This window comes from Arthrobacter sp. KNU-44 (assembly GCF_051843155.1).
In the GTDB taxonomy this organism is placed as follows: domain Bacteria; phylum Actinomycetota; class Actinomycetes; order Actinomycetales; family Micrococcaceae; genus Arthrobacter.
On record NZ_JBPXNG010000002.1, the window covers coordinates 687,783 to 707,873 of the forward strand.

The window sequence follows — 20,091 nt, forward strand, 5'->3', positions numbered from 1 at the left end:
CCCACATTTGCTCCGGGAATAACTTCATAAATGGGTGGATTGGCCACGAATTCGTGGGCCTCTTTTGTAGTGGGTTGAATTTGGGAATGTAACATTTCTCAACGTCGGGTCGCGGTGGTATTTGTCGGGGCCTAGTTTGTTCCGGTGAGCAATTCATCCAACACTTTGACTTCCGCCGGAAAGACTGGGTCCCGGCTTCCCAAGTGGGCAACGTCTTTCGGCGTCCAGATCATCGCGGCCCTGGTGATCGGCCTGGCGCTCGGTCTCCTGGCCAAAGCCACCGGCAGCACCACGAAGACTCCCAACGGGCTCGGCGCCACGCTGCAGACCATCGGCTCGAGCTACGTCTCGCTGCTGCAGACCGCCGTCGTGCCCTTGATCTTCACCGCTGTAGTGAGCTCCATCGCGAACCTCCGCCAAGTGTCCAATGCAGCGAAATTGGCATGGAACACTTTGCTCTGGTTCGCCATCACCTCGCTCATCGCAGTGATGATCGGCATCGGACTTGGAGTGCTCCTGCAGCCGGGCTCCGGCACCGGCATCACCAAGAAGGCCGCATACGCCGGAAAGACCGGCGACTGGTGGGCGTTCCTCACCGGCCTCTTCCCCAAGAACTTCCTGGGCATCGGCGCGAGCACGAGCGTCACGGACGGCGTCGCCAGCACGTCGATCAGCTTCAACGTGCTGCAGATCCTGGTGATCGCCATCGCCGTCGGCGTCGCCGCCCTCAAGGTCGGCAAGCAGGCCGAACCGTTCCTGAACCTCAACGCTTCTGCCCTTGCGGTCATCCAGAAGGTCCTCTGGTGGATCATCCGCATCGCCCCGCTGGGTACTATCGGCCTGATCGGCAACGCCGTGGCTGTTTACGGTTGGGACACCATCGGTTCGCTCGGCAAGTTCACGGTGGCCATCTACGCGGGCCTGGCCCTGGTGCTCTTCGTCGTCTACCCGATCCTGGTCAAGGCCCATGGACTGTCCGTCAAGCAGTACTTCTCGGGCGTGTGGCCGGCCGTGCAGCTGGCATTCGTCTCGCGTTCCTCGATAGGCACGCTGCCGCTCACGCAGCGCGTCACCGAACGCAACCTCGGAGTTCCCCAGGGTTACGCATCCTTCGCCGTGCCGCTCGGCGCCACCACCAAGATGGACGGTTGCGCCGCCATCTACCCGGCCGTTGCCGCGATCTTCGTTGCCCAGTTCTTCGGCATCAACCTGGACTTCAGCCAGTACTTGCTGATCGTGGTGGTTTCGGTCCTTGGTTCGGCAGCAACGGCAGGCACCACGGGCGCCGTCGTCATGCTCACGCTGACCCTGTCCACGCTGGGACTGCCGCTCGCCGGCGTCGGGCTCCTCCTTGCGATCGACCCGATCCTGGACATGGGCCGCACGGCCGTCAACGTCGCAGGACAAGCGCTGGTTCCGGCCATCGTCGCCAAACGGCAGGGAATCCTGGACGAATCGCTCTACAACGCGCCACGCAAGGGAACAGCGTTCGCAGCCGAGACCGAGTCTGCGGAAGCATCCGGGGACACACGCGAGCTCGCTGACGCCAAGGCCTAGCGGAGGCCCATCGTCGCGCGGACGAATCCCCGGGGAATGCCCCGGGGATTCGTCCTTTTAACAGGGGTGGATTCTGGATAGGCTCTGTCCATGCTGATTGTCACCTCAAACAAGATTCCGGGCCACAGGATCGACGCCGTCTTCGGCGAAGTCATGGGCCTCACCGTCCGCTCCCGGGATCTCGGCTCCCAAATGATTGCCGGTTTCCGCTCCCTCGGCGGCGGCGAACTGCCCGAAATGACCAAGGCACTCTATGAAAGCCGCCAGGAGGTCATGGCCCGTATGGTCAGCGAGGCACAGCAGCGCGGCGCCAACGCTATTGTCGCCATGCGCTTCGACACGTCCGAGATGGGCGGCAACTGGACCGAAGTGTGCGCCTACGGGACCGCAGTGTTCGCCATCCCCCTCGCCGAAGGCGAGCCCGGCGCTACTGGCCAGTCGATCTACCTGACCAGCACCGCTGCCCAGCAGCCCGCACAGCCCGCGACGTCGGCCGCGCCCCGGGAAGACACGGCACCGCCGGAGATTTAACTTGCCCTGAGTGCAAAGTTGCACTTAGTGTAAGTACGTGACAACCTCCGACACCGCCGCCCTGCCCTCGCGCCGGGAACAGAACAAACTGGCTACCCGCCGAGCAATCGCGGATGCGGCCCTCGCCATGCTGCGCAGCAGGGGCGCCGGCAATTTCACGGTGGAGGACCTCGCGGAAGAGGCCGGCGTATCCCGGCGCACGTTCTTCAACTACTTCCCCAGCCTCGAGGCGGCGTTGGCCTCGGTGACCGAGGGCTTCCTGGACCATGCCCTGGAACAATTCCGCCTGCGCCCGTCGGACGAACCCATCCTCGATTCCGCCCGGGCCGCCCTCATGGCACTGGCTGACCCCATGACGGTTTCCCCCATGGCCGAGCTCTTCAGCCTGACCCACGACAACCGCGCCCTGGTGCGTTCCGAACTCGAAGCCTGGGACCACTGCACCATGCAGATCATCGACGCCGCGCGTCTTCGCCTCGGCCCGGATGTCGATGAGCTCTATTTGCGGGCCTTGGCCGGGTCTATCATTTCGTGCGGCAAGGCAGCCATGAGCGTCTGGTTCGAACAACACGGCCCGGACCTTTCCCCTGATTCCCTCGCGAGCCTGCGGCAGTACTTGATCGACGCCATTGGCCTGCTCGGTTCGGGCTTCACGACACCCGCCCCTCGAAGCCCGGCGTCGCGCGGCACTCAGCCCGCGGCTGACCCACAACACTCGGCATAACCACACACCGACAGATCGGTTCCGATATGGCACTCCTGCTCTACCGCCTTGGCAAGTTCTCCTACCGTCGCCGCTGGCTGGTGATCTCCCTCTGGCTGGCCGTGCTCGTGGCAGTCGGCGGCTCCGCAGCCGCCTTCCACGGCACCATGTCCAACAACTTCCAGATCCCGGGTACCGAGACCCAGCAGATGCTGGACAAGCTCAAAAAGGACCTTCCGGCTTCTTCGGGTGGTTCCGCGGGGATCGTCTTCGAAGCCGGCGACGCCGGATTCAACCAGGCCGGCAAGGACGCCATCGCGTCGGCCCTCGCCCAGCTGGAAAAACTGCCCGATGTGCAGTCAACGGTCAACCCGTTCACGACCCAAGCCACCTTGGACAAGGCACCGTCCGATATTGCTGCCGGGGAACAGAAAGCCGCCGCCGGGCAAGCTGAGCTGGACAAGGCGCGGGCCACGCTCGATGCGGGCGATGCCCAACTGAAGGCCGCCGAGCAGCAAATGACCGCTGCGGGCATGCCCGCTGCGCAGATCCAGGCCCAGTTCGCCCCGCAGAAGGCCGAACTTCTGGCCGGACGCCAAAAACTCGACGCCGGCCAGAAACAAGCCACTGACGGTGCCGCCGCCCTTGCGTTGGCCAAGCGCCAGGTGACAGCGTCCCAAGGCATGCGTTTCGTCTCCCAGGACGGTAAAGCGGCGATCGCCCAGGTCCAGTTCAAGACATCGATCAACGGCCTGACCCCCGCCGTCCGGCAGCAAGTCCAGGACATCGTCCACGGAGTCTCCTCGGCAGGTGTCACGGCCCTGGCCAGCAAGGAAATCACCGAGGACGTCTCCCAGTTGTTCGGAGTCTCCGAAATCATTGGCATCGCCGTGGCTGCGATCGCCCTCATCGTGATGCTGGGAACGCTCGTCGCCGCCGGCCTGCCCCTCCTGATGGCGATCATTGGCGTGGCCGTTGGCGTCGGCGGAACCTTTGCCCTCACCGGCGTCATCGACATGAGTTCCATCTCCCCGATGCTCGCGCTCATGTTGGGCCTCGCCGTCGGAATCGATTACTCGCTCTTCATCGTCAACCGCCACCGCGGGCAATTGCTTTCAGGGATGGACGCCGAGGAATCTGTCGCCCTTGCCACCGGCACCTCAGGCAACGCCGTTCTCTTCGCGGGTCTCACCGTCGTCATCGCGCTTGCCGCGCTGGTCGTTCCGGGGCTCCCGTTCCTGGCCGTCATGGGCCTGTCGGCCGCCGCGACAGTTGCAGTCGCCGTCGTCGTCTCCCTGACCCTGACCCCGGCGGTCCTCTCGCTGGTGGGCCGCAAGCTGATCTCGAAGCGGGCGTGGGCGAAGGCGGAGCGCCACAACGCGGAGCCGGAGCATGCCTCGGCGGACCGCGCCGAGGACCAGCGGCGAAGCAGCCGTGGGTGGGGCGGGCTCGTGACCCGGCACCCGGTGGTCTCGCTGCTTGCCGGCGTCGTGCTGCTCGGGGTGCTGGCCCTCCCGGCTTCCCAGCTGCGCCTCGCTTTGCCCGACGGCGGTTCGGAACCGGTCGACTCGCAAGCGTTCAAGGCCTATGACCTCACCCGGACGAGCTTCGGCGAGGGCATGACCGGCCCCATCGTGGTTGTCGGTACTTTCCCGTCCGGGCTCAGCGACGACCAGGCCAAGACCAAGCAGTTCGACGTCGCGGACAAGCTGCGCAGCGTGGACAACGTCGTGGCGGCCGTTCCGGTAGCCCTCAGCCCGGATCACCGCACGGCCGTTTTCCAGGTCATCCCCAAGGACGGCCCCGCGAGTGCCAGCACCGTCCAGGTGGTCTCGGAACTGCGTGCCAAGGGTTCCGAAATCCAGCAGGCCACAGGCGCCACCATCGGGCTGACGGGGCAGACAGCCGGTAACATCGACGTCTCGGCGAAGCTCGGTGCCGCGTTACCGCCATACTTGGCGATCGTCGTCGGGCTCTCGCTGGTCCTCCTGCTCCTCGTGTTCCGCTCGATCGTCGTCCCGCTGCTCGCTACCGGCGGATTCCTGCTCTCGCTCGCGGCAGCGTTCGGCGCCGTGGTGGCCGTGTACCAGTGGGGCTGGCTGGGCACCGTGTTCGACGTGCCCAATCCCGGAGCCGTGCTGAGCTTCCTGCCGATCATCCTGATTGGTGTGCTGTTCGGCCTGGCCATGGACTACCAGGTGTTCATCACCTCAGGCATGCGTGAATCGTTCATGCACGGTGAGAACGCGAAGCAGGCGGTCCGAAGCGGCTTCAGCCATGCCTCAGCGGTAGTCACGGCCGCCGCCATCATCATGGTCAGCGTGTTCGCCGGCTTCATCTTCAGCCACCTGACCATGGTCCGGCCGCTCGGTTTCGCGATGGCGTTCGGCGTGCTCGTGGATGCGTTCGTGGTGCGAATGACCATCGTTCCTGCCGTGATGTACCTGTTGGGCGAGAAGGCCTGGTGGCTGCCGCGGTGGCTGTCCCGGATCCTGCCCGACGTCGATGTCGAGGGCGCCAAGCTGCAGCGCACGACGGCGGCAGGCGGGGCCAAGGAGCTGGTCCACTAAGCGCCTGGTCGTCTTGAGGCGGGCGTCGGTTCTGTGTCCGGAACCGACGCCCGCTCACCTTTAATGCCCTTTCCCCAAACGCCCGCTCACCTCGGTGAGCGAGCGTCCGGCCAAACACCCACATAAGTGAGCGAGCGTCGGTGGAAGGCGCCGCGTATTACGCTTGAGCCGTGACCCGATTGATCCTGGCTTCCCAATCCCCCGCCCGCACCAAGCTCCTCACCGAGGCCGGCATCAACCACGAGGTGCTCGTCTCGGACGTGGACGAGGATGCCGTGCAAGCCCGGTACGGGGTGACAGACGCGCATGACACCGCTCTCCTCCTCGCTCGAGCCAAGGCCGAGGCCGTTGCCTCCCTTCCGGATGCTGAGGGCGCCTTGGTGATCGGCTGCGATTCCGTGTTCGAATTCGACGGCGAGTCGCACGGGAAGCCGTACACGGTGGACGTGGCCAAGGAACGGATGATGCGCATGAGCGGCTCCAAGGGGGTACTCCACACCGGGCACTGGCTCGTGGACTGCCGCGAAACCGCAGCCGACATGAACGACGGCGAGACGGCCGTCGGCACCGGAGCAACAGTCGGCGCCGTATCCAGCGCAGAAGTCCACTTTGCCGAGATGAGCGAGAAAGACATCGACGCCTACATCGCAACCGGCGAGCCCCTGCACTGCGCCGGTTCGTTCACGATCGACGGCTTGGGCGGGGCCTTCATCCGCAAGGTGGACGGCGACCCGCACGCCGTCGTCGGGCTCTCCATTTCGACCCTCCGCGATCTGCTGGGGCAGGCGAACGTTGGAATCACCGAACTCTGGACCCACAACGGTTCCGAAGGGACCAACGAATAGGGACGCGCCGAGGCGCCGGCTTGATAGCCGGATTCCGGTCTTTGTAGCAACCCTACAAAGACAGGCCGTCTCACACACGGAATCCCCCATCAATATGGGCGGAACCCTCAAAATCACGCTAGGCTCCCTGAAGGACAGAAGGAGTCAACTTGTCAGCTAATCCGGCGCAGCCCATTTCCAGCCCTCTCACCAAGGTCTTGATCGCCAACCGAGGCGAAATCGCGGTCCGCATTATCCGCGCAGCCCGGGACGAAGGGATCGCTTCCGTGGCCGTCTACGCGGACCCCGATCGCGACGCCCTGCACGTCCGGCTGGCAGATGAGGCCTACGCGCTGGGCGGCAACACTGCTGCTGAGTCATACCTCGTGATGGACAAGTTGATCGAGGTCGCGAAGCAGTCGGGTGCCGACGCCATCCACCCCGGCTATGGCTTCCTCGCCGAGAACGCCGAGTTTGCCGCCAAAGTCATCGACGCCGGCATCACCTGGATCGGCCCTTCTCCGGACGCCATTTCCGCGCTGGGCGACAAAGTGCAGGCCCGCCACATCGCCGAAAAGGTCGGCGCTCCCCTGGTTCCCGGCACGGCCGACCCCGTGGAATCCGCCGACGAGATCCTGGCCTTCGCCCAGGAGTTCGGGCTGCCGATCGCCATCAAAGCCGCCTACGGTGGTGGCGGCCGCGGCATCAAAGTTGCCCGCACCATCGAGGAAATCCCCGAGCTTTTCGAGTCCGCGGTGCGCGAGGCCATTGCCGCCTTCGGCCGGGGCGAGTGCTTCATCGAGCGCTTCCTGGATTCCCCGCGCCACGTCGAGACCCAGTGCCTCGCCGATGCCTACGGCAACGTTGTGGTGGTCTCCACCCGCGACTGTTCCCTCCAGCGCCGCAACCAGAAACTCGTTGAAGAAGCCCCTGCTCCGTTCCTGAGCCCCGAGCAGAACGAGCGACTGTACGAGTCTTCCAAGGCCATCCTGAAAGAAGCCGGCTACCTGGGCGCGGGAACCTGCGAATTCCTGGTGGGCCAGGACGGCATCATCTCCTTCCTTGAGGTCAACACCCGGCTTCAGGTGGAGCACTGTGTTTCAGAGGAAGTCACAGGCCTTGACCTGGTCCGTGAGCAGTTCCGCATCGCCCGGGGCGAGAAACTCGGCTATGGCGATCCCGAGGTCCGCGGCCACTCTTTCGAATTCCGCATCACCGGCGAAGACCCGGGCCGCAACTTCATGCCCGCACCGGGAACCATCAGCACCCTGAAGAACCCGACGGGTCCGGGCATCCGCATCGATTCCGGCGTCGAACAGGGCGACGTCATCAGCGGGAACTTCGATTCCATGCTGTCCAAGCTGATCGTCACCGGCGCCAGCCGCGAACAGGCCCTCCAGCGCTCCCGCCGCGCCCTTGAGGAAATGGTCGTTGAAGGCATCCCCACCGTCATTCCTTTCGACCTCGCAGTGGTGACCGATCCCGCGTTCGCTCCGGCCGAAGGCCCGTTCAAGGTGCACACGCGCTGGATCGAGACCGAGTTCGTCAACAACATCCCCGCATGGACGCCTACCGGAATCGGAACAGAAGCCGCCGACGCCGGTGAGCGCCAGCGCGTCGTCGTCGAGGTTGGCGGCAAACGGCTGGAAGTTGTCCTTCCCGCGACTCTCGGCTCGGTTTCCTCGGTTGCCAGCGCGGGCGCCAAGGGCACGAAGGTCAAGAAGCGTTCCCGATCTGCGGGCGCCACAGCTGCAGTCGCGGGCGGCAACGCCCTCACCTCGCCAATGCAGGGCACCATCGTCAAGGTGGCTGTAGCCGCCGGCGACGTGGTTGCCGAGGGCGATCTGATCGTGGTCCTGGAAGCCATGAAGATGGAACAGCCCCTCACCGCCCACAAGGCCGGCACCATTCACGGCTTGGTGGCCAAGGCGGGCGAGACCGTCTCCGCGGGCGCCGTTATCGCGACGATCGAAGACTAGTCCCCACTGCCGCCCTAGCCTCGCTTCGCTCGGCCAGGGAACCCGGGCAGCGTGGGCCCAATTAAAGAGCTCCGGCCCCGCACCATTGGTGCGGGGCCGGAGCCATTTAGCGCGAGCCTGCTAAACGCGAGCCTGTTAATACAAGATCAGGCTACGTTGTTCTCGTAGTCCGTGTCCTTGGTTTCCTTGGACAGGAACAGTGCCACGAGCGTCAGGACTGCCATCGCGCTGAGGTAGACACCCACCAGGACCGTGCTGCCCTTGGCCGATTCCCAGAGCCAGACCGCGATGAACGGAGCCACAGCCGCGCCGAGGATGCTGGACATGTTGTAGCTGACGGCAGATCCGGTGTAGCGGACGTTGGTGGGGAACAGTTCCGGAAGCAGCGCACCCATGGGGCCGAAGGTGAGGCCCATCAGCGTGAAACCGATGATCAGCAACGCCATAGTGCCGACAAAGCCGCCGCTGAACAGCGGCACGAAAAGCAAGCCGAACACCAGGATTCCCGCGGTGACCGCCAGAAGCATCTTGCGGCGACCATACTTTTCGGCCAGCGGGCCCGCCACAAGGGTAAAAATGCCGAAGAAGACGACGCCGGCAATCAGCATCCAGAGGAAGTCGTTCCGGCTGAAGCCCAAGCCCGGGACGAACGCCGCGGCGGCCGCGTCGGTCATGGGCTTTCCGGCCTTGACCGCTGCGGCCTGGGCGCCCGCCAGCGTGGGCTTGGTGCCGTAGGTCAGCGTGAACGTGGTCATCAGGTAGAACAAGACATACGTGGCCAACATGATGAAGGTACCGAGGATTAGCGGGCGCCAGCTTTTCTTGAAAACGCGTCCGATGGGCAGCTTTGCCACTTCGTTCGACTCCAGCACCTTGGTGAACGCGGGAGTTTCAATGAGCTTGAGGCGCACGTAGAGGCCGAGGATCACCATGACGGCGCTGAGCAGGAACGGCACGCGCCAGCCCCAGGCGGCGAAGGCCTCGGGAGTCAGGGTGTAGCTGAAGACCAGGAAGATGATGTTGGCCAGGATGAAGCCGATCGGCGCGCCCATCTGCGGAAACGTTCCATAGATGGCGCGTTTCTTGGCCGGCGCGTTCTCGGTTGCGAGCAGCGCGGCGCCGCTCCACTCACCACCGAGAGCCAGGCCTTGGGCGAAACGAAGCACTACCAGCAACGTGGGGGCCAGGAAGGTCCAGCCCGGGACCTGCGCCGTCGGGAGGCAACCGATCAGGAACGTGGCGATACCCATGGTCAGGAGGGACGCAACCAGCGTTCCCTTGCGACCGAACTTGTCACCGAAGTGGCCGAAAATTATGGAGCCGAGCGGGCGGGCGACGAAAGCGACGCCGAACACCGCGAAGGAGCTCAGCAACTGCGTGGTCTCGTCCGCCGTCGGGAAGAAGAGTTTGGGAAAGACGAGGACAGCAGCCGTGGCGTAAACGTAGAAATCGTAGAACTCGATGGACGTCCCGATGAGGCTGGCGAAGATCACCCGTCCCCGCGAGTTGACCGGCTTGACTGACTCGCTTTCCTTGGATTCAGCGATGGAAGACATGTAGTGGTTGCTTTCCGTTCACGCCGGCCCGGCGTTCCTGAGCCTGCCGGCAAAGATTATTGAGAGTTCAATAATAGTTGCCGGTATCCAACAAATGGACAATCAGGTCCAATATGCGGACGCTTTGGAAAGTCTCACTCTGTGGTCCGCGCCACACAACCTCACCATCGCCTCACGCACCGGTGACCCCCTCCGATAGGCAAATGTCACAGCACGTTTACAAACCGCGACGGTCCGCGAAACGCGCCGTCCCTAACGTGGAAGTACAACGTCCCCACAAAGGAGGCACTCCGTGACAGTTGACCGAAGCACCGAAATCCTCACCAACGAGCAGGCGCCCACCGCCCTCGTCCCCGAGCTTGAACACCGCCCTGGCCGCTGGATTGCCAACTGGGATGCAGAGAACAAAGAGCAGTGGGAAGCCGCCGGCCGTTCCATCGCCAAGCGCAACCTGTACTGGTCCATCTTTGCCGAGTTCCTCGGCTTCGTTGTCTGGCAACTCTGGTCGATCGTCGTCGTCCAGCTTCCAGCCGCAGGCTTCAAGTTCGACACCAACCAGATCTTCTGGCTCATCTCGATCCCCAGCCTGGTCGGTGCCACCCTGCGCATCCCCTACACCTTCATGGTTCCGAGGTTCGGTGGCCGTAACTGGACCATCGTCTCGGCCCTCCTGCTGCTGATCCCGACGGCGGGCCTCGCCCTGTGTGTTTCGACCCCCGGCACCCCCTTCGGCGTCATGCTGCTGGTGGCGGGCCTCGCGGGCTTCGGCGGCGGTAACTTCGCCAGCTCGATGGCGAACATCACCTTCTTCTACCCTGCACGTGAAAAGGGCTGGGCGCTGGGCCTGAACGCCGCGGGCGGAAACCTCGGTGCCGCCGTCGCGCAGCTCATCGTCCCGATCGCGGTCACCCTCCTGGCGGCCGGTACCGTCAACCTGCCCATGGCCGGCCTCATCTGGATTCCGCTCATCCTTGTCGCCGCGTTCGGCGCCTGGAAGTACATGAACAACCTCACGAGCGCCAAGGGTGACGTCGCAGGCTCCATCGCCGCACTCAAGGAACCACACCTGTGGGTCATGGCCTTCCTGTACATCGGCACCTTCGGCTCGTTCATCGGCTTCTCCGGAGTCTTCCCCAAGCTCATCAAGGACTACTTTCCGGCTTTCTCCTCCATGCACCTCGGCGCGGTCGTCCTCTCGCTCGCCTTCCTTGGCCCGCTGGTCGGCTCCCTCGCCCGCCCCTACGGTGGACGCATGGCTGACCGCATGGGCGGAGCCCGGATGACCGTCACGGCGTTCGCAGCGATGGCCATCATCACCTTGACCATGATCTGGACCCTTCCGCTCAAGAACTTCTGGCTGTTCCTGGTCTTGTTCCTGTTCCTTTTCACGGCAAGCGGCTTCGGAAACGGCGCCACGTACCGCATGATTCCGGTCATCTTCGCCACCTCCAGCCGGGCCGCCCGCTCCGGTGCAAGCGCCGCCAGCACGGCGCGCCTCGCGTCGTCCTCCCTCGGCCTGATCTCGGCGATCGGTGCCTACGGCGGATTCGTCATCCCCCAGGTGCTCAACGCATCCAGCGCATCCGGCTCCTACACCCCCGCGTTCTATGGCTTCGTCGGCGCCTATGTGCTGATGCTCATCGTCTGCTGGGCCTGCTACCTCCGGAAGGCCAACCGCAACGCGATGGGACACATCTAATATGCCCAATGGCGCCAACACCCACTGCCCGTATTGTGCGCTGCAGTGCGCCATGACCCTGACCCCGGCGGCGCCCTCGGCGCAGCCGGGGTCAGACCCCGCTCCCACAGCAAAGGCACTTCCGCTACTGGAAGTGTCCGGCCGTGACTTCCCCACCAACCGGGGCGGGCTGTGCCGCAAGGGCTGGACATCGCCGTCGTTGTTGAACCACACCGGACGCGTCACGGAACCCATGCTCAAAGGGTCCGACGGCGTCCACCGGCCGGTCACGTGGGACCAGGCACTCATGCTGGTCACCGGAGCAGTCAAGCAGACCCGCGAGCAGTACGGGCCCGACGCCGTCGGCGTGTTCGGCGGCGGCGGACTCACCAATGAGAAGGCCTACCAGTTGGGCAAGTTCGCCCGCTTGGCGCTGGGAACGTCGCGCATCGATTACAACGGACGTTTCTGCATGTCCTCCGCTGCGGCAGCCGGAAACCGCGCGTTCGGCGTGGACCGCGGCCTCCCGTTCCCCGTCGAGGACCTTGATTCGGCCAGCGTCATCTTCCTTCTCGGCTCCAATGTTGCCGAGACCATGCCGCCATTCGTCCAGCACTTGCAGGGCGCGCGCGATTCCGGCGGGTTGATCGTGGCCGATCCCCGCCGTTCCGCGACCGCCGCATTCACCGGCGACGGCGGCGGCATCCACTTGCAGCCGACCCCGGGAACGGACCTCGCACTGCTGTTGGGCATCTCCCACGTGGTAGTGCACGAAGGCCTTGCCGACACCGAATACCTCCAGTCCCGCACCACCGGCTACCCTGCGATCGTTCGTAGCCTCGCCGGCTTCTGGCCGGAGCGCGTCCAGTCGATCACCGGCGTGCCCGCCACGCTCATCCGGGACACCGCCCGCCGCCTCGCCGACGGCGCCCGGCGCGGCGGGAGCTACATCCTCACCGGCCGCGGAGTCGAGCAGCACGTCGACGGCACAGACACAGCCACAGCGGCGATCAATCTCAGCCTTCTTTTGGGCCTGCCGGGATCCTCCCGCAGCGGCTATGGCACATTGACGGGCCAAGGCAACGGCCAGGGTGGCCGCGAGCATGGCCAGAAGGCCGACCAGCTCCCCGGCTACCGCAAGATCACCGATCCCGCCGCCCGCGCCCACGTCGCCAAAGTGTGGGGCGTGGACGAATCCCTCATCCCCGGCCCTGGACTGCCTGCCGTGGAGTTGTTGAAGTCTTTGGGACAGCCCGACGGCGTCCGTTGCCTTTTCGTCCACGGCGCCAACGTGGCGGTATCAGCCCCCGACGCCGGCGCGGTGATCGAGGGCCTGCGCAGCCTGGACTTCCTGGTTGTCTGCGATTTCTTCATGTCCGAGACCGCGCAGGAGGCTGACCTGGTCCTCCCCGTCACCCAATGGGCCGAGGAAGAAGGCACCCTGACCAACCTCGAGGGCCGTGTGCTCCGCCGTCGTAAGGCGCTCACCCCTCCCCCAGGCGTCCGCAGTGAATTGTGGCTCATGGCCCGGCTCGCCGAATCGCTCGACGCTCCTTCAACGTTCAGCGACGATCCCGAGACCGTTTTCGAGGAGCTCCGGCTCGCCTCCGCAGGCGGCTTGGCCGACTACTCCGGAATCGACTACGCCATGCTGGACCGCGGAGAAGCCGCCTACTGGCCTTATCCAACCGGCAGTTCGGGAACGCCGCGACTCTTCCTCGACAGCTTCGCGCACTCCGACGGACGCGCGGTGATGGTCCCGGTGGCACCGCAGAAGCGGTCCCGGCGATCCGCCGTCGTCGGCTCTGATCCCGATCCGCTGACGCTCGTCACCGGACGGCTGCTGGAACATTACCAATCGGGCGCCCAGACCCGCCGCGTGCCCGAACTCGCGGCAGCCCAGCCGGAGCCGCTCTTGCAGATCCACCCGGCGACGGCGGCCGTCAGGGACATCTCCGGCGGCGACTTTGTCCGGGTCTCCAACGAGCGCGGTGAGGTCCTGTGCAAGGTAGAGCTCAGCAACAGCATCCGGACGGACACGGTCTTTCTGCCTTTCCATTTCCCTGGACTGGGAAGCGCTAATCGTCTCACTGAGGCGGTCACGGATCCCATTTCCGGAATGCCGGAATTCAAGACCAGCACAGTCTGGGTCCGGAAGGCGGCACTAGCACATGCCGAACCGGGGTTGGCTGCCCAGTCGGCTGCCCAGTTGACTGTGCCGGCGGCCGTCGGCTCGTCAATGCAGGAGAGCTTGTCAATGCAGGTCAAGGAGGCATCGTGAGCGAGCGAATTGTGGTGGTCGGTTTCGGACCGGTCGCGTCCCGGCTGGTGGACGAGTTGTTGCCGGCCGTGCGCAGCGGCCTTGTCGAGTTGCTCGTCGTCGGGCAGGAAGCCGAAGCCGCGTACAACCGCGTCATGGTGGCGGAACTCGGCGTGGGGCGGACCACCGCGGAGGCTCTCGCGATGGCGGACGCTGCCGATTTGGCGACCGACGGCGTCGAGGTCCGGCTGGGCGTCACCGTCAAGCGGATCGACCGTGCACGTCAGCAAGTGGTCCTATCGGACGGGACCACGCCCGGCTACGACCGTTTGGTGTTCGCCACCGGCTCGAGGCCCGTCATTCCGAACCTCACCGGCATCAACCCTGATCCTTCGCATCCTGTGCTCCCTCTAGGGGTAACGGCCCTCCGCGATCTCCGAGATGCCGGGCAACTGCGCGACGCCGTGACCGCCGGCAAGCGCGTGATCGTCCTCGGTGGCGGCGTGCTTGGCCTGGAAACTGCCTTGGCCGCGGCGGAAGAAGGCGCCCTGACCACAGTGGTGCACAACGGTTCCTTCCCGCTGGGCCGCAATATCGACCGTGGCGGTGGAGCCGTCCTCGCTGCGAGCTTGCGCAACAGCGGGATCACCATGGTGGGCAACGCCCGCTCTACTGCGGTGGAGCACAATGGTCCCGACGGCAAGTTTTCGGCCCTGGTGCTCCACGACGGGTCACGGATCGAAGGCGACCTTCTGGTCCTTTCCTGCGGCGTTCGCCCACGGATCGAACTGGCCGAAGGTTGTGGGTTGCCTGCAGCCACCGGGATCTTGGTGGATCACCACCTGCGGACCTATCACGAGCCGCACATGTTCGCGATAGGCGACTGCGCCGAAGTCCGCTGCGCCGATGCCGAGTGCGCCGAATGCCGCACCGCACTGGGTCCTTCCGGGCTGGTCGGTCCGGGCTGGCGGCAGGCCGAATGGCTTGCCGAGTACCTGATCCTCCTTGCAGAGGGCGGCCAGGGCGCTGCCGACACCTTGGCACCGCTACCGCAGGAGAAGCCCGGCGTCGTGGTGTTGAAGGCGCGCGGCATCAACCTGGCGGTCGCCGGCGACAACAGCGCCGAACCGTGGGATGACGAGCTGTTGACCGTCGGTGTCTCCGAGGGAATGCCGCGGCGCCAGGTTGCCCAATGGGCCGATCCGGAACACGGCCGCTATGTCAAAATGACGACGCGGGGCGGCGCGCTCGAAGGACTCGTCACCGTGGGAATGCCCCGCACGGCCGCGGAGCTCGTGATGCTGTTCGAACGCGGCTCCGAACTGCCCGCAGACCGTTCACTCCTGCTTCGCTTGGATGGGCCGGACCAACTGGATTCATCTGCTTCGAATGATGACCCCCAGCGGACCGTGTGCCGCTGCGCGGGCGTCAGCGGTGCGAGCATCGAGGAAGCCGTGCTGGATGGCTGCTCTTCCGTGCCGGAGGTATCCAAAGCGACCCGCGCGGGGACTGGGTGTGGCGGGTGCCATGGGGACATCAAGGGGATTATCGAGAAGCACTTTCAGGGGGTTGCGGCGTAGGGGGTTTGGTGCTCAGGCTATCGCTTCCCGGTTTGGGGCTGTGGTGGTCGCGCCGCGCCAGGTAAACAAGCCCTCGCGGTCTTCGTCGGTGAGCGCCGCGGAGTCGAGCAAGCCTTTGAGATCGAATTTTGCCAAGGCATCCCGGAACGCGCCCTCGGTTGTTGTACCGTGTTGCCGGCACACTTCCTCAAGCCTTCGTTCGGCGTTGTTTCGCTTGGCGTTCGCTGCCCGTACATCGCCAAGCCTGACGGTTTCGAGATAGTCACCGACGATGCTTTCGGGATCGGTGCCGATCGCATGAAGCAGGGCCATGGCGAGCAGGCCCGTCCTGTCCCTGCCGCCCATGCAGTGGAAGAGGACCGCTCCTGGCGGTGCGTTGACCACAGCGGATATGGCGGCACCGGCCCGTTCGGGCATGGCCGCAAGGTGCGGGAGGAAATAGAGAGCTGTGCCGACCAGACCGTTGTTCCAGTAGTCGGCCCAGAACTCTTTGTTTTCCAAGCCGTCAAGGTCAACATGGACGGTGGTGAGCCAGCCGGGCCGTTCCCGGGTATCTGTGTTGCGTTCACCTTGCTGACGAAGGTCAACCACGGTCCGGATCCCGGCATCGTGGATCTGTTGCCATCCGCTCCCGGTGATCCAATCGACGTTCTCGCTCCGAAAGAACACGCCCCGTGGAGTGACCGTCCCATCTACGCGCCGTAGACCGCCGAGGTCACGTCCGTTGACCAAGCCGTCAACTTTGAGTGTGCGATCTTTGTTTTCTGCCGGATCCCCCATGGCCCTAGTAAACCAGAGGGTGCTTTCCCGTCGGGGTTGTTCGGAATCACCAGTTCGCGACACAAGCGCAGGATCTGGCTACCCCATTTTGCCTCGGGCAACGGTGCCTCCCGGTGCGCTATTACGAATCGGCTGTCAGTTGTTCGTGGACAATCTGCCAGCCTTCGTGTGTGCGCACTAATACGTTGGTGCCGCGTCCTCTTCCGGAGTGTTGTTGCCCGTCAATAATTCCCGTCCAGGAGAATCGGTAGCGGCACACGGCGGCCTCCTCCTGCACGAGCACCCACGTCAGTTCGTCAACGACGTATCGCTCGTCCCGAATCGCAAGGAAGGTCGCCTCGATGGCAGCCCGGACCTGATCGCGCCCCTCGTGGGATCCGTCTGAGAACCAGTAGGTAGCGTCGCTGTCTATGTACGGCAGAACCCGCTCGATGTCGTGTGTATTGTTGGCCGCCTCATACCCGCGCATGACAGCCGTGAGTTCATCGACGAGGATCTCCCGGTTACGAATTTCCATCCCCACACTCTTGCACAGGCCTTGAGGATCAATACCAAGAAACGTGGTCACACCTGAAAGTAGTGGTTTCTGCGCGCTTTTTGGCGCGGGTCGATGTGGGGTGGCGGGATGAACCAGGGCACGCCTGTTTGGACTTGGATGTGCCATTCTTCCTTGTGGATCAGGTGGTGGTGGTGGCTGCAAAGCAAGACACCATTGTCGACGCTGCTTGGTCCACCCCGGGACCAGTAGGTGATGTGGTGGGCTTCGCACCACGGGGCCGGCATCGTGCACGAAGGAAACGCGCAGCCTTTGTCCCGGGCGGTGATCGCTTTACGGATGTAGGCGGGAAAGATCCTGGAGGCCCGGCCGATATCCAACACCTGGCCTTCCCCGCCCAAGACGACAGGAATGATGTCCGCATCGCAGGCGATCTTCCGCAACGTGGCCGCCGGGACCGGACCGCTGAACGTGAAGCTCCCCGTGCCCTGTTTCGGCCCGCCGGAGCGCCCGGGGTGTCCGGATTGCCCGAGGAACGCGAGCTGCCCGATTTCCATCAGCGGTGCCAGCAGGTCCCGGTGGTCGATGGTGGCCATGATCTGGGGGCGCTGGCCTCCGACCGCGGGCAGCGCCCCGGTGGCGAGGGCAATCTTGCAGGCGCCCAGCAACCCGTCCAGAAGTCTCTGCGCCCGTGTGCGGCGATCCAGGGACGCGGCATCATCGCCTGAACCGCCCGGAAGACTGTCGGCCGGAGCATTTGCCAGCGCGCTCCCGCCGCCGGCGTCCACGGTATTGTCCCCCGGTCCGGGCTCCTCGGACGTGCGGGTTCGGGGGTTGGTGGCGGTGTTCATGACGGTGAGCAGGTGCTCGTACTGGTCCTGAGTGGCGAAGATTTCCACATGCTGCAGCCCGTGTTTGGGCCGCCGCAGGAAAGCGCCTTGGAGGTGGCGCAGGGCTTCTTCGCTGGGCTCGGCACCGTCCTGATCGATCGCGTCCGTCCAGCGCCGGGCGATCCTGGCAAGGAAATCGGCGTCGTTCTCGGCCGCCGTCAGGGTCAGTGCGTGTTCCATGTCCGCGGCTGTCTCGGGGCTGCACAGGGGCCGGACGCGATCCAGAGCCATGGTGATGATGGTGGCCGGCCGGGACGCGATGCTCCCGTAGGCCAGGGCCGCGGCCACTTCCCCATACCGCGGCTGGATCCTTTGACCTGTAAGTGAACGGCCGGGCAGCAGATCCTCCGCCAGAGCCAAGCGGCGACGGGCCTCGGCCGCGCTGATCCGCAAAAGCGAGCGGAGGTGCTCGCCCGTGTTCCGGAACTCCTGGAACCCGGCGCGGGCATCGCCCGCAGCGAGCCCACCGCCCTCGACGCCGGCACCGGCTCCGGCTCCGGCTGCCCCGACTTTAGTTTCCGCGCTGCCGGGACCATCGCTGGAGCCGGCCGCCCGCGCTTCGACTCCCCAGCCGGTCGTCCAGCCGGTCCCGCCGGCCGGCTCCTCCTGCCGCACCCGGTCCAACTGCCCCGCGGCGACCAGCTGCAAATAGTCCAGCGTTCGGGAGAGTTCCTCCACGTTGAAGGCAAACGCGGCGGAGTCATTCAGCCCCATCGGCCCGACGTCGTCCACCGCCGTCCGTGCCAAGGAGCGTAACGCTGCAAGAGCACCCTCCAGAACCCGCTGCGGACCACCGCGGCCGCCGTCGCGATCCTCGGGCGGATCCAGCAGAGCGAGCCGGCGCGGCCCCGGCATTTGACCCGGCGCTTGAGCAGCCGCCGTCACCATCCGCGGCTGGCGCGCCTTACGGAAGACGACGAACCCGCCGCCGGGCGCAGCGGCCTGGCGGGTAGTGAGGTGTCCGATCGCTTCCATACCCAAAGCATCTCAGGAGGCTCTGACAAAATAGCCGGCCCACCGACCTGGAACGCACATGCGTTATCGACAGTTCTGTACGCAACGTACATTTTGCTGCACTTACCGCACTATCGAGTCCATGACCGATATCGCCATCACCGAAGCCCGGAATCACCTGGCAACCATTGTGGACACGGCACATCGCGAGCGCGAACCGGTATTCCTCACTCGCCGCGGAATTCGGGTCGCCGCAGTTATCGATTCCGCCGAGCTGGAGCGTCTTCGTGAAGCCGCGGAAGAGCTTGAAGACATCCGGGCCGTGGACGTGGCCTGGGAAGAGATGGAACAGACGGGTCAGACGCCTATCCCTTGGGAGGACGTCAAGCGCGATCTGGGCCTGACGTGAGCTACAACGTCACGGTCCTGCCAGCGGCCCTTCGGCAACTGCGCAATCTTCCTCCCGAGGGCCGCCGCCGGGTCCAAACAGCCATCGAGTTGCTGGCCGAGACTCCGCGCCAGCCCGGCGCCAAGAAGCTGGCAGGGCGGGTCGAGCGGCGCGTCCGAACGGGAGATTATCGGGTGCTCTACCGGATCGACGACGGCCGACTCGTGATCGTCGTCGTTCAGGCCGGTCACCGCCGCGAAATCTACCGGGAGTAAGTCCACTTACAGATTTCTCCGTCGTCAGTGGCGCGTGATCCGCAAAGCGCTCGATTCACCGACAGAAACTTCGGCATCACCGCCGATCGGGAACGTGAAGATAGGCGAGGTGTGACCGAAATCGGCATTGGCGAGCACCGGCAAGCCTGCAAGAACGGATTGTTTGGCCACGATCAACGCCAGTAGCTCCCGGGTCATTCGGCTTGCCCGCTGGAAGCGACCTATCACCAATCCCCGTATGCCCGCTGCCTCAGGCGTCTGCAAAAGCGACGCAAGGTCCCGGGCAAATGTGGCCGGGTGGCTTTCGAAGTCATCCTCCAAGAAGAGCAACGCACCTTCCAAGGACGGCATGTTCGCAGTTCCTTGCAGGAGATTCAGCGTGCACAGATTTCCGCCGACAATCCGCCCGCTCGCAGCGCCACCCTGCAACGGCCACCAGCCGCCGCTGGGAATTGGCGTTCGCCCGTCTTGGTCTCGGAACCAAGCGTCATCGGTCCAAGTCGCGGCGGGACGCACGTCCATGGGCGCCTCGCCAAAGAGCGCGTCCACAAAACACGCTTGAGTTTCCTCAAAGTGGTCCCGCATGCCGAACGTGGACCAGTGCGGCCCGGAGTAGGTAACGAGTCCGGTTCGTGCGTGGATGGCGTTTTGAAGGGCCGTGATGTCTGAGTAGCCACACAGTATCTTCGGGTTCGCCGCGATGAGATCCCAGTCGAGATGTGGAAGCAATTCGTTGCTGCTGAATCCGCCGATCACTGTCAGGATTCCCGCTACTTCCGGATCCGAGAAGGCGGCATGAAGATCGTCAACGCGCGACTGCACCGACGACGAAAGGAGGCCATCCAATTCGTCGACGTGCTCCCCGAAGGAAAGTCGCAGGCCTATCTCGGCGAAACGCCTTTCGATGTGGGTGGTGTTGTCGTGCTCCATGACCACAGCGCGGCTTAGCGCGGGCGCGATCACGCGCACCAGGTCACCGCGACGAAATTTGGGCGGATAGAAAGAAGGCATGTGCCCGACGCTAGCAAACGCAATGCGCGCAACCACGCCGCTAAGCGGAGGTTTTCACC

At 64.7% G+C, this 20,091-nt stretch carries 16 protein-coding genes; 11 read left to right on the forward strand and 5 right to left on the reverse strand.

Annotated elements, in window-relative coordinates; translation table 11 throughout:
• The first annotated feature begins 144 nt into the window (after positions 1-144).
• The 6 genes from ACSVHC_RS04025 (at position 145) to ACSVHC_RS04050 (ending at position 8,164) form a co-directional block, all read left to right on the forward strand.
• Positions 145-1,557 (forward strand): dicarboxylate/amino acid:cation symporter, encoded by a 1,413-nt coding sequence (locus ACSVHC_RS04025; RefSeq protein ID WP_437772978.1) that lies wholly within the window; start codon positions 145-147, stop codon positions 1,555-1,557.
• 90 nt (positions 1,558-1,647) lie between these two features.
• A complete protein-coding gene (locus ACSVHC_RS04030; protein WP_437772977.1) occupies positions 1,648-2,088 on the forward strand; it encodes a YbjQ family protein in 441 nt (146 codons plus the stop codon).
• Between the two features lie 37 nt (positions 2,089-2,125).
• Positions 2,126-2,812, forward strand: a complete 687-nt coding sequence (locus ACSVHC_RS04035; protein ID WP_437772976.1) for a TetR/AcrR family transcriptional regulator — start codon at positions 2,126-2,128, stop codon at positions 2,810-2,812.
• A 26-nt stretch (positions 2,813-2,838) separates the two neighbouring features.
• Positions 2,839-5,361: an MMPL family transporter gene (locus ACSVHC_RS04040; protein WP_437772975.1), complete on the forward strand. Its 2,523-nt coding sequence runs from the start codon at positions 2,839-2,841 to the stop codon at positions 5,359-5,361.
• Between the two features lie 170 nt (positions 5,362-5,531).
• Positions 5,532-6,206 carry a Maf family protein gene (locus ACSVHC_RS04045; RefSeq protein WP_439180606.1) on the forward strand — a complete coding sequence of 225 codons (675 nt, stop codon included), beginning with the start codon at positions 5,532-5,534 and terminating at the stop codon, positions 6,204-6,206.
• 149 nt (positions 6,207-6,355) lie between these two features.
• Positions 6,356-8,164, forward strand: coding sequence for an acetyl/propionyl/methylcrotonyl-CoA carboxylase subunit alpha (locus tag ACSVHC_RS04050; RefSeq protein ID WP_437772973.1), 1,809 nt, complete (start codon positions 6,356-6,358; stop codon positions 8,162-8,164).
• Positions 8,165-8,310: 146 nt separating this feature from the next.
• Here ACSVHC_RS04050 and ACSVHC_RS04055 read toward each other — a convergent pair whose 3' ends face one another.
• Entirely contained in the window at positions 8,311-9,720 is a 1,410-nt protein-coding gene (locus ACSVHC_RS04055) for an MFS transporter (RefSeq protein ID WP_345449649.1), read from the reverse strand.
• 292 nt (positions 9,721-10,012) lie between these two features.
• Between ACSVHC_RS04055 and ACSVHC_RS04060 the strand changes: the two genes are divergently transcribed.
• Genes ACSVHC_RS04060 through ACSVHC_RS04070 form a run of 3 tightly spaced genes read left to right on the forward strand, consistent with a single transcriptional unit; the run spans position 10,013 to position 15,238 of the window.
• Positions 10,013-11,419 (forward strand): MFS transporter, encoded by a 1,407-nt coding sequence (locus tag ACSVHC_RS04060; protein WP_437772972.1) that lies wholly within the window; start codon positions 10,013-10,015, stop codon positions 11,417-11,419.
• A 1-nt stretch (position 11,420) separates the two neighbouring features.
• On the forward strand, positions 11,421-13,679 hold the full coding sequence (locus ACSVHC_RS04065; RefSeq protein WP_437772971.1) for a molybdopterin oxidoreductase family protein: 2,259 nt from the start codon (positions 11,421-11,423) through the stop codon (positions 13,677-13,679).
• Entirely contained in the window at positions 13,676-15,238 is a 1,563-nt protein-coding gene (locus tag ACSVHC_RS04070) for an FAD-dependent oxidoreductase (protein ID WP_437772970.1), read from the forward strand. Before ACSVHC_RS04065 ends, ACSVHC_RS04070 begins: the two co-directional genes overlap by 4 nt.
• Before the next feature lie 12 nt (positions 15,239-15,250).
• Here the strand turns inward: ACSVHC_RS04070 and ACSVHC_RS04075 are convergent, their stop codons facing one another.
• The 3 genes from ACSVHC_RS04075 to ACSVHC_RS04085 form a co-directional block, all read right to left on the reverse strand.
• The gene (locus tag ACSVHC_RS04075; protein ID WP_437772969.1) at positions 15,251-16,018 is read right to left on the reverse strand and encodes a tyrosine-protein phosphatase; all 768 of its coding nucleotides are present in this window, start codon (positions 16,016-16,018) and stop codon (positions 15,251-15,253) included.
• Positions 16,019-16,139: 121 nt separating this feature from the next.
• Positions 16,140-16,535 carry a YybH family protein gene (locus ACSVHC_RS04080; RefSeq protein ID WP_437772968.1) on the reverse strand — a complete coding sequence of 132 codons (396 nt, stop codon included), beginning with the start codon at positions 16,533-16,535 and terminating at the stop codon, positions 16,140-16,142.
• Positions 16,536-16,582: 47 nt separating this feature from the next.
• On the reverse strand, positions 16,583-18,379 hold the full coding sequence (locus ACSVHC_RS04085; RefSeq protein WP_437772967.1) for an HNH endonuclease signature motif containing protein: 1,797 nt from the start codon (positions 18,377-18,379) through the stop codon (positions 16,583-16,585).
• Between the two features lie 121 nt (positions 18,380-18,500).
• Between ACSVHC_RS04085 and ACSVHC_RS04090 the strand changes: the two genes are divergently transcribed.
• Both ACSVHC_RS04090 and ACSVHC_RS04095 read left to right on the forward strand, forming a co-directional pair.
• Positions 18,501-18,767, forward strand: coding sequence for a type II toxin-antitoxin system Phd/YefM family antitoxin (locus tag ACSVHC_RS04090; protein WP_437772966.1), 267 nt, complete (start codon positions 18,501-18,503; stop codon positions 18,765-18,767).
• The gene (locus tag ACSVHC_RS04095; RefSeq protein WP_437772965.1) at positions 18,764-19,021 is read left to right on the forward strand and encodes a type II toxin-antitoxin system RelE family toxin; all 258 of its coding nucleotides are present in this window, start codon (positions 18,764-18,766) and stop codon (positions 19,019-19,021) included. Before ACSVHC_RS04090 ends, ACSVHC_RS04095 begins: the two co-directional genes overlap by 4 nt.
• A 24-nt stretch (positions 19,022-19,045) precedes the next feature.
• Here the strand turns inward: ACSVHC_RS04095 and ACSVHC_RS04100 are convergent, their stop codons facing one another.
• Positions 19,046-20,032 (reverse strand): S66 family peptidase, encoded by a 987-nt coding sequence (locus ACSVHC_RS04100; RefSeq protein ID WP_437772964.1) that lies wholly within the window; start codon positions 20,030-20,032, stop codon positions 19,046-19,048.
• Positions 20,033-20,091: the final 59 nt, after the last annotated feature.

Excerpts from the sequence above, each read along its gene's own strand:
- ACSVHC_RS04030 (WP_437772977.1), top strand. The coding sequence starts at position 1,648 with ATGCTGATTGTCACCTCAAACAAGATTCCGGGCCACAGGATCGACGCC.
- ACSVHC_RS04040 (WP_437772975.1), top strand. The coding sequence starts at position 2,839 with ATGGCACTCCTGCTCTACCGCCTTGGCAAGTTCTCCTACCGTCGCCGC.
- ACSVHC_RS04055 (WP_345449649.1), bottom strand. The coding sequence starts at position 9,720 with ATGTCTTCCATCGCTGAATCCAAGGAAAGCGAGTCAGTCAAGCCGGTC.
- ACSVHC_RS04065 (WP_437772971.1), top strand. The coding sequence starts at position 11,421 with ATGCCCAATGGCGCCAACACCCACTGCCCGTATTGTGCGCTGCAGTGC.
- ACSVHC_RS04075 (WP_437772969.1), bottom strand. The coding sequence starts at position 16,018 with ATGGGGGATCCGGCAGAAAACAAAGATCGCACACTCAAAGTTGACGGC.
- ACSVHC_RS04080 (WP_437772968.1), bottom strand. The coding sequence starts at position 16,535 with ATGGAAATTCGTAACCGGGAGATCCTCGTCGATGAACTCACGGCTGTC.
- ACSVHC_RS04085 (WP_437772967.1), bottom strand. The coding sequence starts at position 18,379 with ATGGAAGCGATCGGACACCTCACTACCCGCCAGGCCGCTGCGCCCGGC.
- ACSVHC_RS04090 (WP_437772966.1), top strand. The coding sequence starts at position 18,501 with ATGACCGATATCGCCATCACCGAAGCCCGGAATCACCTGGCAACCATT.
- ACSVHC_RS04100 (WP_437772964.1), bottom strand. The coding sequence starts at position 20,032 with ATGCCTTCTTTCTATCCGCCCAAATTTCGTCGCGGTGACCTGGTGCGC.